This is a genomic window from Bradyrhizobium sp. HKCCYLS3077 (assembly GCF_051167555.1).
In the GTDB taxonomy this organism is placed as follows: Bacteria; Pseudomonadota; Alphaproteobacteria; order Rhizobiales; family Xanthobacteraceae; genus Bradyrhizobium.
Genome location: NZ_JBNPTH010000007.1, coordinates 423,851 through 440,861, shown reverse-complemented (window position 1 = coordinate 440,861; position 17,011 = coordinate 423,851). Strand labels below are relative to the sequence as shown.

The following is a 17,011-nucleotide window of genomic DNA, read 5'->3' as shown; positions in this document are numbered from 1 at the left end:
ATGACGTTCAATAGCGAACGGAAATGATGGTCTGTGCCACCGGCACCACGGGGGCCTCCGACCAGACGCAGGTCGGCGTCGGATCGAACCTGTAATAGTGCTTGTGGAAGAAAGGCCGCCAGTCTGGCGCGGGATAGATAAAGGGCAGTGGCCTCGGAGCCACGTTGCAGACGCCCGGCTCATGGGCAATTGCGACTATCCGCCGATGCCGCGCATCCGCCGGACCTGCTGTGACGAAAAGCGCCACAGCCGCGGCCGAAAGCACCAAAGACTCTGTGAAGCGAAACCCCATCTGCGTCTCCTGTGCGATCTTTTCGTCGCCACGGCCGGAATAGCCGTCCCATTCCGGTCTGACCTGCCCGTCCGGTTGACGCGGCAGCGCTGCCCGAGCGTTTGGTTGACGAATATCCTGCGAAACCGCCGTTTCGACAAGAGACCTCGGACTTCCGATATTAACACGGTTTTGCCCGGGTCGTTACGGGACGCGGGTTTCAATGCGACCAAGCATGAGATCGAGCGTCCGCATGATATCCGAGGGTGAAAACAGATACCCGCCCTCCGCCGTTTTTCCCACGACGAAACCAAACCAGACGCCTGCGGCTTCGGTCCAGCCGCGGTGAAAGGCCAGGAAGCGGTCGGGGGGCTGCAGCAGCAACAGGCCGCTGTCTTCGGGCATCGAGAAGATGCCGTGACTGACGTGACTTCCCTCGATCGAAACCACGATCTTTGCCCGTGACAGAGCCGCATGGATCTGCGGGAGGCTCATCATCTCCAGGTCGATCACGACAAAGCCGTTCTGCGTCAGTCTTGCGACGATCTCGTCCTCATTGTGGATCAGACGGCGTCTGCCGGTTTTGCCGCGCTTGAGGTAGATCAAGAGATCTCGTTTGGAGGGTGTGTTGTTCCGCGCCCGCTGCCTCAGCGAGCGTGTCAGTGATCGCCGAAGGCTATTCTGATGAATCCCCCAGTAGAAATCCTGATAGAGCGTGAGGTCTTTCACCACGGCGCGGCTGGTGAGCGAATAGGCTTGGCGCAGATGCGCCGCGTAGAAATCGCGGTGCTCCGAATAGATGGGCAGCGGAAAGCAGAGCGGCTCGCCGAGCTCCTGGGCGAGCTCGTATTGGAGACTATCGTCGGCCAGCCAATGGCCGAAATACCGCCCGGCAAGATGAGACGAAGCGAGGCCAGCTCGTGCCACTCGCCGAACCTCGCGGTCGTGGAAATGCGGGCGTGCCGCGATGAAGGCCTTGAAGCTCCCGCGATAGACGGAGCCATCGACGAGGACGGTGTCCGCGATGCGATACGCGATGGTGGGGCTCGTCTTAAGACTGTCCGCAACGGCGGCGGCGAGCTCAAGGGCGACTGTCGTGCCGTCGGAGGTGCCTGTGACGGCATCGGCCTGTCCCGGGAGCACGATGGCGGGTCTCGCCCGAATTGTCTCTCCCGAGCACAGGACGTCCCGGCGATGGGCAGCTTGATCCAGCCTGATGCCGCCGAAAAGGCTGCGCTGGAGGTAGTTGACATAGGGAACGAAACGGACCGGAACGACCAAAAGACACCGCAGTCTGAATGAAGCAAGGCGACAACTGCTATATGAAAGCGCTCCGGATCGGAATAGCCGCATTCAACAAGAATAACCTGCAACAAACGCGGTCGGAACTCCTGCGTCGCATTGGTTTTTACCGCTGAAAGTCGTTTTTGCGGATTTTCTCCATTTCGGGTGGTGCTGATGTGGCGTTCCACTGAGGCTCGGCAGCCTCAGTTCGCGCGCGGAGCATGGGATGTGGAGCTCTCGCAGAACGGGTAGCCAGCCCCGCCCAAGATGCGGTATTGAGTGGCTTGGTTCGGTCGGAGGATGACATGAGGTTGAGAGCAATCGGTCTCGCAGCGGCGCTGGTTGCAGCCGTGGTGACGACCGCAGCCGGCGCGGCTGTGAAGAGTCCCTGGCGCTTGGCCGAGAGCGGGAATGCCTGTCTCATCAATTGCGCCAGCCAGACCGATGCCTGCAAGCGTGTTTGCCCGACCTCCTATAGCGGCCCCTGCCTCAGCGCTTGCGACAACCAGGCTCAGTTCTGCCAGCAGTCCTGCCAGCGCAAATAGGTCCGGCGATCCGGGCCTGCCGTCGGAGCTGACGTCATAAGTACCGCCGGATCTTCGTTATCCTTGGGGCCAGGCGAACGTCGCGATGCCGAATTCATTCGCCTATGTCACGCTGCTGATCTGGCCGGTCGTCGCCATCGTGCTCTATGCCACGCGGCCGCCGGTGCAGGCGACGTTGTGGACGATGCTGGGAGCGGAGCTTCTGCTTCCAGTCGGGACCTTCTTCAAGATCCCGATGCTCCCGCAATTCGACAAGTTCTCGATTCCGAGCCTATGCGCGCTCGCCGGCTGCATGTTGGCCACGAACCGCGCCGTCAGGCTGTGGCGGAGCTTCGGCCTGGTTGAGGTCTTGATGCTTGTCTTCTTGTTCAGCCCGGTGGTGACGTCGCTGCTGAACAACGATCCGATCTATGTCGGCCGCTCGGTCATTCCCGGCGTCGGCCTGTATGACGGCTTCTCCGCCGCCTTGGCTCAGTTCATCGCCCTGATCCCATTCCTGATCGGGCGGGAGTTCCTGCGGCGAATGGAGGATGTGCAGGCGGTGTTTGTGGCGCTGGTCATTGCGGGCCTCGGCTATTCGCTGCTGCTGCTGTTCGAGATCCGCATGAGCCCGCAGCTCCATTTCTGGTTTTACGGCTACTATCCGAGCGACTTCATCCAGCAGATACGCGACGGCGGCAGCTTCCGGCCGATGGTGTTCATGGGCCACGGCCTGATCGCTGGCTTCTTCGCGATGTCAGTGACGGTCGCGGCGGCCGTGCTGTGGCGGGCCAAGGTGGTGGTGGTGCGCTCCGCGCCGGCGGGCGCCATCACCTTCTATCTCGGCTTCGTCCTGGTGCTTTGCAAATCCGGCGCCGCCCTTGTGTATGGCGCCGTGCTGGTTCCCCTGGTGCGATGGACACAGCCGCGCCTGCAGGCCAAGGTCGCCGTCATCCTGGTCGCGCTGGCCCTGACCTATCCGGCGATGCGGATTGCGGGCGTGTTCCCGACCAATATGCTGTTCGACGTAGCGTCAAGCATCAATCAGGATCGCGCCTTTTCGCTGAAATTCCGGTTCGACCAGGAAGAGCAGTTGCTTCAGCATGCAGCGGATCGACTTGTCTTCGGGTGGGGACGGTTCGGGCGAAACCGAATCCACCTCGAGACGTGGGAAGGACTCGCAGGTGACGCCAGCGTCACCGATGGCCGCTGGATCATCACGCTGGGGCAGTTTGGTCTGATCGGCTTCATCGCCGAGTTCGGGCTGCTCGGCGCGCCGGTCTTCTTTGCCTTGCGTGCGCTGCGCAGGGCCGACTCATTTCGAGATGCAGTGCTGCTGGCCGGTCTGGCTCTGCTGACCGCGGTCAACGTCGTCGAACTGCTGCCGAACTCGACGCTCAGTCCTTGGTCTTGGCTAATAATTGGAACGTTGCTCGGAGCCTCGGAGGCCTGTGCGGCCAAGGTGCGACAGCGGAAGCCGCAAGCGGCGCCGCCTGTTGAGTTGCCTGTGATGGCAGAGGTGAGTGGACAGGTCGTCTTTCCTGACGTGCCAAATCGCAATCGTGATCGGGTCCGCCACATGCCCGCACGGCCCCGCAACCGTCCCGTCGGTTGACGAGGTTAGCAAATCAGATTGGGTGTGATCGATTTTTGATAAAGGATTAATAGCGATGCTTGACCGTCGTCAGTTGCTGTCGGGGGCTGGTGCCCTCGCATTGACCGAATTCCTTCCGTCCGCGGCATCAGCCGCGAATGCGGACTCTGGACGGATCGTCATCAATGCTGTCGCCGGCTACGCGAACCTAGCCAAAGGATTCAGCTTCTCTCCTGACCCGGGGAACCAGGACGCGAATGGCTACCCATTGCGAACGCCCGCACGCAGCCTGGCAGCCAACCCTTCGATGCCCGAGGGGTATTTCGGCGATTTCGTCTGGAAATTTCGTGGACGCGGTTCGATGCAGTTTTCGCCTGGCGCACTGATCCGCAGTGGCGGCCAGAACATCGTTGGTGTTAGCGGTAATACGGGCGAGACGAACTACAACACGACGATCCTTGACAAGACCAATCCAAGGGTCGTCCTGACCTTCGGAGCGAACATTCTCAACATGTCGCCGTCGCCGGTCGAGAACGGCGCCGGCGGCCGGCGCGTGCGCCTGACGTTCAAGCCCGGCTTTGCAAATTCGGCGAGCCCCGTGATCAAGGTCCAGGCGCTGGCTGGGCGCGGCCAAGCCGCCGCGGCCGGCATCTGGAAATGCGTGCGGATCGAGCCAAATAGCTTGGATCTAGTCGCCAATGCGCTCACGGGGGAGCCGGCGGCCTGGGATCCGAACGATCCCTATCGCGGACCGGGCGGTGAAGCGATCTGGCAGGCGACCAACATCGCCGTCTACGTCCTGGCCCAGGGCACGTTTTCGGGATTCAGCAATCTCGTGTTCTGCAAGGCCGAGAACGAGACCCTGGTCGATTCCGGGGCGCTTGTGGATCCGGTCCTGGTACAGCAGATGCGTCATCTCCGGCCATCCTGGCTGCGGTTCATGGACCTCATGGGGGTACAAGCCAGCTACGAGAACGAGTTCGCGCAACGCGTCCCGGCTACGAGCTTGTTCTATCCTGGGTCTGTAGGGAGGTTCGTACCTGAATATTGGGTCGGCAGCATCAAGCGGGGGACCGATGATGCCTACATGTGTGGCAGCCGGACGGGACCATCTGCTGGACGATACCGTGATAACGAGGTCGTTCAAGGGACTCTCGACTTGCCCAACACAGGGATCAATCCGACGTTGAATGTCGACGGCCGAGGCCCGAAGTACATTTATGCGTTCGGCGCGCAGTGCCGGATATTGCGGTTTTCCGGTGCCGTTCCTTCGTCTGGTAGCAAACTAGTCTTTCGCTTCTCCGCTCCCTGGCTCAATGGCGGAACTCCATATGATGCTGCGTATGTCGTCGGATCGGGCAAGCGCTATTCGGACACGACTTTCATAGGGCTCAGAGCAAATCTGATGGATCTCTTCAGCTCTGACGCCGTCCTCAAGGGGAAAGTTAGCGTCTGGAATTCTGGAGATCTGAGTTTTTTTCCGATCACGCCGCAAGCGGGAGGTGTTTCGATCGACTATGTGTCGGGTCCGACTGGTACGTTCTGCCGCATCGGCAGATTCGACCCTTACGGTCTCGCGGCGGGCCAGAACAGAATTCGCATGCGCTTCGGCGGAAATGTTTCAAATGCCGAAATCCTGTCGTTGACTTTCAGCCGAGCCGATTTGCCAGGTGGCGCATATACCCTATCGTACGAGCTCAGGATCGGCTCCGACAAGACGCTCCAGGCTTTGTGCACGAGCCTCCACCAGGCGATCAACAGCGACGCCGTTTTGAAGCAGGCCGGAATCTCCGCTTTTCCGCACGGTCTGCCGCCCAACACGTTGGACATCCAGCAGGCCGACACCTGGGTCGGCGAGGGCTTGTCGCTGTCGCTGCGGAGCACCGGTGCGGTGTCGGCGACCTTCGGCGAGGGAGGCGCCACGGGAACCTTCATCTACAGCTATCTGCTCGACGGCTGGATCTGGCGCCCTGGTGGCCTGCTTCAATCCATTCCCTTCGAATACATGGTGGAGTTGTGTAATGCCACCGGCGCCGGCTGTTGGATCAATTGGCCGATCAACACCAATGCGCAGTTCATCACCGACGTCACCAGTTACTTCCGGGACAATCTCAAGCCAGAGGTGAAGTTTGGCACCGAGGTCGGCAACGAAATGTGGAACTTCGGCCAATCGCCCTGGGGGAGGGCGATGTCAAAGGGCTTCTGTCTGGGGTTCGCATCCGGGAGCAACAATCCGAACTACAGCATCACCGCGTTGCGGACGAAGCAGTATGGCGATCTCACTATCGCTGCCTGGAGCGTAAAGCGACCCCGCGCCCAGCTCTATCTCTTCAATCAGTCGGCGACCTGGGATCTCGGCAACACCAACATGTTCCAGTTCAAAGGTGGCAGTCTCGATGCGGCAGCGAACCGGATCTATGCCGCACATGGCGGACTGGGGGGCGGCCCCGCTCCGTCCTACAACGCGGCGCCAAACCGGCCGATCGATATTTGTGATGCCATCGGCGTTGCGCCATATTGGGGATCGCCCTGGCTTGCGGGTGATGTGAACTACATCAAGGGGGCGGCTTCCGAAAACGCGCCGTTGTTACAGGCCGCAAAAGACCACGCCACTGGCAATGTCGGGGCGGCCTATACGGCGTTATCGGCCCAGATCTATGGAGTGGTCAAACGAAGCACGCCGGGCGCCGGTGGTATCACCTTCGAGCACTACAAGACGAAGGTCTATCCGCAAATTGAGCAGATTGCAGCGTCATTCGATGCTGGCCGATCGCGCAAGATGGCTGTCTTTCACTATGAAGGCGGTCCGCAATTCGGTGTCGGCAATATCAACAACGGCACCAATGATCCTCTCACTGACGTTCCGGGCCTCGCGGCAAGGATTAAATCGCTCGGCTGGAGCGTCTCGATATACACGGTGAGTGGCCGGGACGACGCAACTGAAATGGCGTCGCAGATCGTTGATATGGTCTATCGCTACAAATTCAGTCCGCAATACAAGGCCCTGTACAAACAAGGATTTGCCGACGTGGTGGCTGCACATCCCGGCCGCGAGGCGGCAGGGGCGCAATACGGCTACGAGAGGTCACAATGGGGGCTGTTCCCGCGCGGCTATGGTGCCGAGCATTATTCGAGCTATGACGCCATCCATGAGTTCAACAGCGGAACTTGACGCCGCGTTATGCCGGCACCACACGCGCCATGGCCGTGCGGATCATAGCCACGGTCGGTCGTAAAGCGTCGTTCGGATCCGTCCGCCGAACTCTTCGACATCGCAGAGCACGCGAATGTTGTCGGCCTTCAGATTGAAGGGCGGCTCCGTCAAGACGAGGCCAGATCCGAAGTTGACGCGATGATCCGGCCCGGCTGCCTTGTCAAGGTTAGGCACGAAATCTCTAAAGCCGGGGATATGCTCGGTCACGACCGCGAAACGATAGTTACATAACTTGGGTAGGATCTGCGAGACTTGACGGTTGCTGAGATGCTGAAGGACCTGCCTGATCAGCACGACATCGCCCGGCGGCAACTCGTCGGTGACGGCATCACGCACGAGGAATTCAACGTTGGGATGCTTGCGTCGGTTCTGAGCGATGACAAAGTCGACCACATCGCAACCGATGTATCGTCCAGCGCAATCCACAAGCTGACTGCCGACGTGAAAGTCGCCGCAGCCGACGTCAACGACCGAGGGGCTGCCTAGCTCGCACAGGAATGCGCTCACGGCTTGAGTATAGGGATCGACCACGCGAGGATTGCGACTTCCGCTGCCGGAGTAAGGACCAGTCGAAAGACGGCCACCCCAGAGCTTCCTTCGATATATTTCGGAGAAGATGCTGCGGGAGTCATCTTCAGTGACGGCCGATCCAATTACGTTCGCGTGCGGAAACAGCCTTTGCAGCATTCTGCGGCCAATAGATTTAATGAGCGATTCAGGTTGGTAAAGCTTCACAGCCGGTAGAACACCCCGATGTTTTACACTTTTGATATTCTCGTCATCCTAGGGCAAAGTTCTCGGTTTTGCAAAGTCAGCTCGAGAAAGATGCATCATCGTGCGTGATTTTGGCGGCGCTAGAGTAGGGATTTGCTCCCGCCTGTTGCCGGCAAGTGCTTGATGGAGGGCAGTAACATGCTATGCAGGCAGGCTTCAGGAGGACGGATCTCGTTCGCGCCTCGACTTCCCCGATAACCGGCCTGCCGGAAGGTAAATAATGGCGTTTCTAGCAGCGGGCCACCCGCAGTCCTTGAAGGCCCGCGTGCTTCGCGCAGGAAGCTGGACGCTATTCGGGTATGGTGCCGCGCTCGTCATGAGGTTGTTCGGTAACCTCATCATGGCTCGTCTGCTTGCTCCAGACGCATTCGGCATCATGGCGATCGCAACCACGATCAATGTTCTCGTTGGATTGTTCAGTGACCTCGGTATTCGACAGTCGATCATACAGAGTAGTCGCGGCCAGAACGAGGTTTTTGTCAACACAGCTTGGACGGTCCAGGTCTTAAGGGGGCTATGGATCTGGATCGCCTGCATGGCGGTCGCTGCCGGCCTTTACTCCGCACGCTTGATGGGGCTGATGCCACCGGACAGCGTCTATAGTGATCCGTTGCTGCCGGCGATCATCGCCGTTGGGTCGTTCTCCTCGGTGATCCTCGGCCTGCATTCGATGAAGCTGCACCTTCTGGGCCGAAACCTTGATCTCAGTCGGATTACTCTGATCGAATTGATCCAGATGGTCGTAAGCTATGCCATCGCGATCGGTGTCGGCTGGCTTACCCATTCTGTCTGGTCATTCATCATCAACGGCCTGGTCGGTTCTGTCGTTTACACGGTGCTGACCCATGTCTGGCTCACCGGGCATCGGGATCGGTTCTGTTGGAATCGCGACGCGCTAGCGGAAATTCTGCGATTCGGCAGATGGGTCTTCATCTCGTCGATCATCGGTGTGCTCGCGATGAATGGCGACAGGCTGATGCTCGGCGCATGGATTACGGCAACGACCTTGGGGTTCTATTCGATTGCGTCGGGTCTGAGTTCTATGGTGGACGGCATCGCCGGTCGCTTCTTTTCAAATGTATCGCTTCCCGCTCTCGGAGAGATCGCACGCGAACGGCCTCAACACTTCTCCAAGCGCTACCTGCAAATGCGTTGGGGGGCAGATGCCGTCTATGTTGCTGCGGCGGGCTTTCTGTTCGCGACAGGCGAAAAGATTGTTTCTGTTCTCTACGACCCGCGCTATCTGCCTGCGGGCGAGATGCTTCAAATCCTCTCATTCAGTCTGCTATTCTCTCGCTTTGGACTCGCTCAGAATGCGTACGTAGCGCTCGGAAAGCCAAACTATATCGCTGCCCTCAACGCAGTGCGAGTGATCTCGCTCTTCACGCTGGTTCCTGTCATGTATTTCGTGTTCGATGTGAAGGGCGCATTGATTGGGCTCGCCACATATCTGGCTCCAACTCTACCGCTGATCTTCTGGTTCAATCGCAAGCACGGCTTGAACAATCTTGTTGTCGAGATAGGTTCCCTCGCCATTTGGCCGTGCGGGTGGCTGGCCGGTCAGCTTGTTCTTGGGTTGTTGTCGATCGTGCGGTGATCGCAAGCTTCAAGCGGAGAGGGGCCGCCATGTCCAATACGACTGTTGTTTGCTGCGCCGAGATGACCGATCCGAGTTGGACGTGGATCGCATCGCATTTTCCCGGCGTCGGGCCGAAGTTTGTGTTTGCCATATGTCGACGAAGAAGGATCGATAGCTACGTCAGAGCAGTGAACCTCAGTCGGGTATTGGGAGCTCTCGATGGCGTGATGAAAGCAAAACGGGTCAAGGCGGATGTATTGGTGACGCACGGTCCGGCTTTGGCTGCGTGGTGTGCGTTGTTCTCCTGGCTGTTGAGATCGAGATCTATAGTTCTAGCGCATAGTTTCAATTTTGCGAGTGTTCCGCGAGGTCTGAAGCGAGTTGTTTTCCGAACACTGTTGGCGCGAGTCGACGGGTTTGTCGTGTTTTCCAACGTCGAGAGAGAGATCTATTCGGAAGCTTTCGATATTCCGATCGAGCGTTTTGATTTTGTTCATTGGGGGATGGCGCCCCCCGCGACAACTCCTGCGACTATTCCTGCGGAAGATTATGGATATGTTGCTGCAATCGGCGGAAATGGTCGTGACTATCAAGCTCTGGTGGAGGCCGCGAATGTTCTACCGGACATCAAGTTTGTCTTGGTTGTTAGGCCGGAAAATCTCGATGGCCTGAAGCTGCCCGCGAACGTGTTTGCTCGCGTCGACATTGGCTTCGGTGAAGCGATGGAGATCTTGCGGCTAGCCCGCTTTATGGTTCTTCCACTGAACCCGGGTGAGGTGCCGTGCGGTCATATTACACTTGTCGCGGCTATGCACCTCGGAAAGGCGATCATTGCAACAAGCTCGCCTGGGGTGTCCGATTACGTCCAAAACGAAAAGAATGCGATCAGCGTCAAGGCCGGTGCTGTCGACGAGCTTGCGGACGCAATTAGGCGCCTCTGGGTTGACGGTGCGTTGTGCGAGAAGCTCGGCGAGCAGGGTCGATTGTTCGCGGCGGCGAATTGTACAGAGGCTGGAGTGGCCAGGCAGTTTCGGTCGTTTCTTGCAAGTCGCGGTTTTCTCGACCGGTGAAGATGCTTGCGTTTTTCTGCAGCGTCTATCGTCCCAGTCGAAGGCGGCCCGCGATGCCGATTGGCGGAAGCCCTAGCAGCGATCTCAAGTATGGCGCCCACCGAAGGCCGTCGTAATTGCATATGACTGTGTCGGTAGCTCCCCTTATCTTGTTGGACGGCAGAGCATCTCTGGCGTATTTGTAGGAGAGAAAATCATTGAAGCGCAGAATGTCTTCCCGTTTGCTCTGTTCGAGCATCTGCGCATAAACTCTCTGGGCGAGTTGCGGGCGAAATATGAGGCCCGACGTGTCCAGTTCGCCAACTTGTAGCGAATGAATTGATGCCCCCTTTGGAGGGATAATTGTCGAGTGTCGTCGAACGCCGACAATCAGCAGTTCCGGCATATTGGCCTTTTCGATCTCTCTTGCGATCTGGCCAAGTGCATCCTTCTTGTAGGCATTATCGTCGTCCCAAAACACGACGTAGTCAGATTCGATCCCGCTGTTGGCGAGGTACGTCAGGCCGGCGAGTCGAGGGGTTGCGCCGCAGTCGTTGGCTCGCGAGCTCGTTTCTAGATAAGAAACTCGACCGTCGCGGGTCGTATATCGATGGACGAGCGACCGTATCTCCGCGTTGGGTCCGTCGTGGACGACGAGCAGCCGCCAACCTTCGTAAGCCTGCCGAACCGTGCGACTAAGGTGACGGCTGAGAAGGGTCGGACGATTGAATGTCGGGGTTATGATGGTGAAGGTTATGGTCATCTGTGGTTGCCGCCCGGCGGGGCAATTGGACGATCTGGTGTCAGCGCTAGCGTTGAGGACGGTATACACGAGGGACAGTGAGTTCTGCAAATTGCAGCGCGTTCGCGTGTTTTGGATGGAGTCCACCGTTTAAGACTATTTGAGCAGCGTTCGACCTTTTGCTAAATGTATGGTTGGGACACTATGAATCTTGGTCGTCCGACGTTGTGGGGGATCCGAGGTTGTGCGGTGGACTATGGTTGGACCCGCTATTGAGCGGAGCGGCCCTCGGGTAGTTTGAGTGCCGTCTTCTAACGCCGTGCAGAATGTAAAACGATCCATTGTGCTTGCGTTCGAGCAGGCCTTCTGAGTGCAAGTGTCAACCGCTGTTGCGGCAGAATGCGATAAATTCAATTTTTGGCGGAGGTGTTCATTGTGGGTGCCAGCCTTTTGTCGAGAGCGACAGCCGCATCTTTTCGGTACTATATCAAGAGAGCGTGGCATGGCCCGCAGCCCGCCGCTGGCGGCCCTCGCTAGCAGATCAATTCAGATTTGCCAGGGAGAGAGATTGCAGGCCGTCAGACCATTCTTTCGCGAAGAACACGTCAAGCGTATTTCCGATGGTCCATGGCACACCGCGCAGCGGCTCCGAAACGAGCTAACGACTCAACGTGAACTAGAGTTGCGTCCACTCGTTTTGCACGAATTTCGTGACGCATTCTTGGTCGATGGCTCTATGTATATTGGCTCGCGGGCGCGGATCGAGCTTCGTTCCGGACTAGAACGACGCATGTTTGCCAGAAGGCTGAGTGTGCTGCCGCTCTCTCCTCACCATGAGTTCGCCGCGGCGACGTTGGGGTCTGGAGTGGCAGGGTCAACATGGTTTGGTCACTGGCTCGTTGACGAGTTTCCACTTCAGATGATGGCGAGCCGAATGGGCCCCATCGTTTCACATATGCGACCGGATCATAGAGACGAGCCTGCGTATCGGAGGATCGCAGATGTCGAAGCACCAGAAAGGGTCGGAACAGCATGGATAGAAAGGCTTCGGGTCATTGACGAGTTCGCACAGAATGCGAGCAAGTTCCGAAGATATGCAGCCATCCGACGTCGCTTTTTAGATTGCGAAGAATCGCAGCGGCGCGTTTTTATAAGTCGAGGAAACTGGGGAAGTCCAAGGACTATTGCTAACGAGGCGGAGATTAAGGAGAGACTCCGGTTGGAGGGATTCTCGATCTTGGACATTTCGATCTCTTCTTTCGAGGATATTCGATCCGTCTTGAGCGGAGCGAATCTGGTCGTCAGTGTTGAGGGATCGCACCTCACGCACGCGCTTTTTATGATGGCGCCGTACGGGAATATGATCATCTTAAATCCGCCGGACCGAACATTGACGGTATTGGCAGATTTGGCACCGCTTTTTGGGCTATTCGCAGCTATGTTTGTTGGCAATCCGGCAGGGCGTGGAGCATTTTCGGTGAGCGAGGACGAGTTACTATCGTTCATCGATGCCGCGGTGGCAGACCACAACGTCCGCAGGCTGGAATTGACTAGGTTCTTAGAAGCCGTCGGGCGTATTCCAGTTGCGCTTAGTGAGTTTGCGTGATCTGAAAAGCGCTTGAAAGATGTTGCCGTTCCGAGGTGTCATGCGAGTGTTGCCGAATGCAGCTGCGAATGATATGCGTGCAGCAGCGCAATCGATAGGCGGTGTTGGAGAGCCACGCCCCCGCCGGTTGTTCATGGTGCTGTCGCCTCGGTCGCTGCCCTATGCGCGGTTGGCGCTACGCAGCCTGCTGCGCAACGCCGTGGAGCCGTTCACGCTGACGCTCATCACCGACGGGCCGGACGATGTGCGTCAGCTCCAGGATGAGCTCGATGGCCTGCGCGCCGATCCCGTGCCGCAATTGCGGGCGGCGGCGATTTATGGCGAGGCCGATCTCGCCGATCTGGAGGAGGAGCGGTTCGGCCGCCGTCCGGCGCTGCGGCGGTTCCGCCATGGCCATCCCTGCTGGCGCAAGATCACCGATCCCCTGCTGCTGAGCGCGCCCGGTGACGAGATGGTCGTGCTCGATCCCGATCTGTATTTTCCTAATCGTTTCAGCTTCGAGCCGACCGTCGACCGCGGTGTGATGTTGATGTGGCAGCGTCCATCATGCCTGCTGCCGGACGAGGTAGTCACGACCGCGATCGCGGCCGGCGTTCCCCTGGCGCATCACACTGACATCGGTGTCGCGCAATGGCGGCAGCCGATTGATCTGGATTGGCTGAACTGGCTGATCGAGACGCTCGAGGCGCCCAGCCTGCCGCGCCACATGCACATCGAATCCATCGTCTGGGCCGCCATCGCGATGAAGATCGGCGGTGGCTATCTCGATCCCGGTCAATGGGTCTGCTGGCATCGCACGCAATATAAGCGCCTGCTCCGGCGCTTCGGCGTCCCCGGCGCATCGGTCCTGCAGCGCGAGCGGTTCTCCGGGATCAAATGCTTTCACGCCGGCGGCGAGGCGAAGTGGTGGCTCGTCGACGCGCAGAAAATGGGCCTGCTCGACCGCAACGAGGCCGCCACGGATCCCGCGCCGCTGCTGCCTTTCGAGGTGCTGCATCCCTGGCAGTTCCGCATGCTGAAGGCGCGGCGCAGCTGGCTGAGACGACTCGGCTATTACGATCTCATGGGGTGACCGCGATCTCGCGGTCGATCAGGTCGAGCAGCGCGAGACTGCGCTCGTCGAATTTGCGTGCGAACAACTTGGGTGAGGTCCGCAAGCGCTCGGCATCGTCCATGTCCAGCGTGCGCGGATAGAGCGGATTGGGATTTTCCCAATCGGCATAGCGCAGATCATCGCTGATGATCCTGTCGCGGAATGGCGAGTTCGACAGCAGGCTCTGGAAGAACGATTCGTCGGGAATGAACACCGTCTTGAAATAGCGGACATAGGCGGGGTTCTGCCGGACGAAGCCGTCGATATAGACGATACAGTCCCTGGTCAGGCACCACCACATCGAGCCGCCATGAGGCCGAAACCCGAGCGGAAAGCGCCGCCGCCATTTGATCTGGACGTGCCGGCTGCGGAACGACAACGTCCAATAGAGCACGCGGTTGAGGGCGTTGTGAGCGCCTTTCGCCCGGGTCCACCGATTGGGCTCGTCGGCGGCGAAGGATTCGATGAATTCGACCTCGGGATGCGCATCGAGCTGCGCGCGGATCCGGCGTTGAGACTTGATCGGGTAGTCTTGGCCGGACAGCAGGAAGGCCCGATCGAAAGCCAGATCCCGAGCGACCGCCTCGCGCATGCAGCTCAGCGTTGCCGCCACGATGCCGAAGCGGCCCCAATAGCAGCGGTGGCGATTGGTGCAGAGAAAGACCTGGCTGGGCAGCCGCTCGGAGAAGGTCCGGAGTTCCTGATAGACTTCGGCCGCCGCACGCTTGTCGACATGAACCACGAAGACGTTGCGCTCCTCGCGCAGGCGCTCGATGAGGCGAATAACCTGTCGCGGCGCCTTGTGGCAAAGGATGAAGAAGGCGAGTCGGGTCGCGCCGCCGCGCGGCGGATTCAATGCGGTGTCGTCACCCCCTAGGTCAGGTCGGCTGGTCATTGCCAGAACCCCAATCAAAGCTAGGCGCGGTCAAGCCAGCGCTCGATCAAGCAGATCGATCGTCCGTCGGACCTCGTTCGTATCGAACCGATAGCCTCCGAACTGCCCCGGCATGCCCACGACCATGGCCGACCTGATCCCGAGGCACGCGGTCCATTGCCGTTGATTGGCCGAAAACCGGTCTGGAGGCTGCAGCACCAACAGACCGCCACTGGACGGCATAGCATAGACACAATGTGCAATATGGCTTCCCTCGAGCGAAACAACCATCTGCGCGTCAACCAGCGTATCCAGCATCTCGTCGAACGGTGTCGTCGCAGTATCGAGAACGACAAAGCCGTTGCGCGTGAGACCGTCGATGATCTCTGTTTCGTTCTCGATCCAGCGCTGGGCTCCGTCACGGCCGCGCTTCAGATAAACCAACGTGCGACGGCCCTTGTGCGGAAAGCGCGCTCTTACCACGGCGCGGAGGCGTTCGTAGCGCTCGCGACGCAGACGGTTATGATGGTAGTCGCTGAAGATCACAAGATGTTTGATCCGCGCCCTGAACGTCGGCGCGCAGCTCTGGTCGAACAGCGCCTTGTAGTGCTCGACGTGAAGCCCCGTCGGCCCCGGGAGGCAGATCGGAGGGAGACCGAGATCGTCGGCCAGCAGGCGCAGCGTGCAATCGTCACGCAGCCAATGACCGAAATACTTCACGCCGTAGTAGGATGAAACGAGCGCTGCCTGCTCGATCTCGACAGGCTCAATCTGCTCATCGTATTTGAGCTGACGTACGAAGAAGCGCATCGTGCCGGAATAGACGGAGCCGTCAATAAGGGCGACGTCCTTCAAATGATAGGCAATGGTTGGCGCATGGACGCCGCTCAACCTTGTCGCAGTCTCGAGCTCCTGCGCGAGCGTCGATTCTCCGGGCGCGCCGGTGATCCGCTCGATCTGCCCCTCGAGACATAGCAATGGAGAGAAACTCGCTTGCTCTTCCGGAGCAATCATTTCGCGCCGATAGGCTGCGGCTTCCAACGTCCCAGGACCGGAAAACAGACGTTTTGCATGACGCCGATACTTCAGTAACTGCAGGCTTGGGTTCGATATCATCTAACTAGACATTTGGAAGATGGACGAAACGGGTCAATCGCCGCAGAATAGCAAGTGATGCTCATCCAAGGCGAGATGTTTCAAATCCGCGACACAGTTTTCTTAGTTGCGGCATCATAGTGCCCGGAGTTCAAGCTGTGGCTTGATAGCCACTGTCGCGCAGGGGCGGTATCCTCCAGCCAGGCTGCGACAAAAGCGCTCATGGTGACCGGCAGTTGAATTCGTGTCCAGGCCTCCTCGGAGCGTGCCGAGAGCGTCTGATAGAGAACAGGATCGTCCAGCACTTTGACAATCGACGCGGCCAAATGGTTCAAATCGCCAGCCTTGAAGATCACTGCGCTCTCGCCTTCCGCGAGCGCAGTGCGAAACATTGGATGGTCTGATGCGACGATCGGCGTACGGGCGGAGAGCGCCTCATAGATTGTCAGCGGCAGCCCTTCCGGATAGTCGTGACGCGACGGAATGACGACGAGGTCAGCCTCCTGCATCAGCCGCGGAACGTCCTCATTGGCGACGACGCCGAGGAATCTGACCACGTCCAGGATACCCAAGGAGCGTGCCAGCGCGGCCATGCTGCCGTCGCCATCGCGTCCTGCCAACGACAGTGAGACCGGATAGCCCTGGCCTCGAAGCATCGCGGTTGCGTTCAATAGATCCCCGACGCCTTTCGCATGCGACAGGCTGCCGACGTAGAATATCTTGCCTTCACGATTACCCGCGAGGCTGCGCGAGGGATAATCCGACGGCCGATGCGCCGGTGGCCAGTCCCACGGCACGATCTTGTCGGCATGCACGCCAATACCCGCAAGCGAAAGGCAGGCGCTGATCCCGTGATTGCCGACCCATTCGATCAGCGGATGGTTGAGCTGACGCGCCAGCAGGCGATGGCGAATGGCCGCGCGCAGACCGCCGGCATTGAAGGAGTCCGCCAGCGGCACGATCGTTCGGATCCGGTTTCCGATGGCCCATCGCAGCACGGGCGCCAGGGGTGAGTTGACGGAGAGACGGTTCGGGCTCGTGTTGGCGATGAACGGCACCAGCGATGCGGGATCGAAACCCGGTCGCAAGCCCGCGCCGATCGCCCGAACGCCGTTGGCAAGCATCGTATCGTAGGTGGTGTCACTGACGGCGCAGATCACCGCGACCTGTTCGAGCTGCTTGACCAGAGATCCGACGAAATCCACCGAATGGCGCTGCGCATAATATGTTTCCTTGCCACCCGCTGAGAGCCGCTCGAAAGCCTCCCGATAATCTCCGGCATATTGAACGATCGTGAATCGCAAGCTCATTC

14 protein-coding genes are annotated in these 17,011 nt (G+C 59.0%); 7 read left to right on the top strand and 7 right to left on the bottom strand.

The window, feature by feature from the left end:
- Nucleotides 1–7: 7 nt before the first annotated feature.
- Both ACQR0Z_RS27945 and ACQR0Z_RS27940 read right to left on the bottom strand, forming a co-directional pair.
- Nucleotides 8–292: a hypothetical protein gene (locus ACQR0Z_RS27945; protein WP_434920761.1), complete on the bottom strand. Its 285-nt coding sequence runs from the start codon at nucleotides 290–292 to the stop codon at nucleotides 8–10.
- A 183-nt stretch (nucleotides 293–475) separates the two neighbouring features.
- Nucleotides 476–1,552, bottom strand: coding sequence for a glycosyltransferase 61 family protein (locus ACQR0Z_RS27940; protein WP_434879700.1), 1,077 nt, complete (start codon nucleotides 1,550–1,552; stop codon nucleotides 476–478).
- Nucleotides 1,553–1,860: 308 nt separating this feature from the next.
- Between ACQR0Z_RS27940 and ACQR0Z_RS27935 the strand changes: the two genes are divergently transcribed.
- The 3 genes from ACQR0Z_RS27935 (at nucleotide 1,861) to ACQR0Z_RS27925 (ending at nucleotide 6,845) form a co-directional block, all read left to right on the top strand.
- Nucleotides 1,861–2,100 carry a hypothetical protein gene (locus tag ACQR0Z_RS27935; protein WP_434879699.1) on the top strand — a complete coding sequence of 80 codons (240 nt, stop codon included), beginning with the start codon at nucleotides 1,861–1,863 and terminating at the stop codon, nucleotides 2,098–2,100.
- Nucleotides 2,101–2,239: 139 nt separating this feature from the next.
- Nucleotides 2,240–3,694 (top strand): hypothetical protein, encoded by a 1,455-nt coding sequence (locus ACQR0Z_RS27930; protein WP_434920760.1) that lies wholly within the window; start codon nucleotides 2,240–2,242, stop codon nucleotides 3,692–3,694.
- Between the two features lie 55 nt (nucleotides 3,695–3,749).
- Nucleotides 3,750–6,845 carry a hypothetical protein gene (locus ACQR0Z_RS27925; protein WP_434920759.1) on the top strand — a complete coding sequence of 1,032 codons (3,096 nt, stop codon included), beginning with the start codon at nucleotides 3,750–3,752 and terminating at the stop codon, nucleotides 6,843–6,845.
- Between the two features lie 42 nt (nucleotides 6,846–6,887).
- Here the strand turns inward: ACQR0Z_RS27925 and ACQR0Z_RS27920 are convergent, their stop codons facing one another.
- The gene (locus tag ACQR0Z_RS27920; RefSeq protein WP_434879696.1) at nucleotides 6,888–7,418 is read right to left on the bottom strand and encodes a class I SAM-dependent methyltransferase; all 531 of its coding nucleotides are present in this window, start codon (nucleotides 7,416–7,418) and stop codon (nucleotides 6,888–6,890) included.
- Between the two features lie 463 nt (nucleotides 7,419–7,881).
- Between ACQR0Z_RS27920 and ACQR0Z_RS27915 the strand changes: the two genes are divergently transcribed.
- Nucleotides 7,882–9,258, top strand: coding sequence for an oligosaccharide flippase family protein (locus ACQR0Z_RS27915; RefSeq protein WP_434879695.1), 1,377 nt, complete (start codon nucleotides 7,882–7,884; stop codon nucleotides 9,256–9,258).
- 29 nt (nucleotides 9,259–9,287) lie between these two features.
- Nucleotides 9,288–10,310 (top strand): glycosyltransferase family 4 protein, encoded by a 1,023-nt coding sequence (locus ACQR0Z_RS27910; protein ID WP_434920758.1) that lies wholly within the window; start codon nucleotides 9,288–9,290, stop codon nucleotides 10,308–10,310.
- 25 nt (nucleotides 10,311–10,335) lie between these two features.
- Here ACQR0Z_RS27910 and ACQR0Z_RS27905 read toward each other — a convergent pair whose 3' ends face one another.
- A complete protein-coding gene (locus ACQR0Z_RS27905; RefSeq protein WP_434879693.1) occupies nucleotides 10,336–11,052 on the bottom strand; it encodes a glycosyltransferase in 717 nt (238 codons plus the stop codon).
- 481 nt (nucleotides 11,053–11,533) lie between these two features.
- On the opposite strand from ACQR0Z_RS27905, the gene ACQR0Z_RS27900 reads away from it, so the two are divergent.
- Nucleotides 11,534–12,637 (top strand): glycosyltransferase 61 family protein, encoded by a 1,104-nt coding sequence (locus ACQR0Z_RS27900; protein ID WP_434920757.1) that lies wholly within the window; start codon nucleotides 11,534–11,536, stop codon nucleotides 12,635–12,637.
- A 133-nt stretch (nucleotides 12,638–12,770) separates the two neighbouring features.
- Nucleotides 12,771–13,709 carry a hypothetical protein gene (locus ACQR0Z_RS27895; RefSeq protein WP_434920756.1) on the top strand — a complete coding sequence of 313 codons (939 nt, stop codon included), beginning with the start codon at nucleotides 12,771–12,773 and terminating at the stop codon, nucleotides 13,707–13,709.
- Here the strand turns inward: ACQR0Z_RS27895 and ACQR0Z_RS27890 are convergent.
- The 3 genes from ACQR0Z_RS27890 to ACQR0Z_RS27880 all read right to left on the bottom strand — a co-directional run bounded on the left by ACQR0Z_RS27890 (nucleotide 13,699) and on the right by ACQR0Z_RS27880 (nucleotide 17,009).
- Entirely contained in the window at nucleotides 13,699–14,625 is a 927-nt protein-coding gene (locus tag ACQR0Z_RS27890) for a beta-1,6-N-acetylglucosaminyltransferase (protein WP_434920755.1), read from the bottom strand. The two genes, ACQR0Z_RS27895 and ACQR0Z_RS27890, sit on opposite strands and share 11 nt — an antisense overlap.
- 30 nt (nucleotides 14,626–14,655) lie before the next feature.
- Nucleotides 14,656–15,645, bottom strand: coding sequence for a glycosyltransferase 61 family protein (locus tag ACQR0Z_RS27885; protein WP_434920754.1), 990 nt, complete (start codon nucleotides 15,643–15,645; stop codon nucleotides 14,656–14,658).
- A 155-nt stretch (nucleotides 15,646–15,800) separates the two neighbouring features.
- A complete protein-coding gene (locus ACQR0Z_RS27880; protein ID WP_434920753.1) occupies nucleotides 15,801–17,009 on the bottom strand; it encodes a glycosyltransferase in 1,209 nt (402 codons plus the stop codon).
- Nucleotides 17,010–17,011 lie beyond the last annotated feature (2 nt).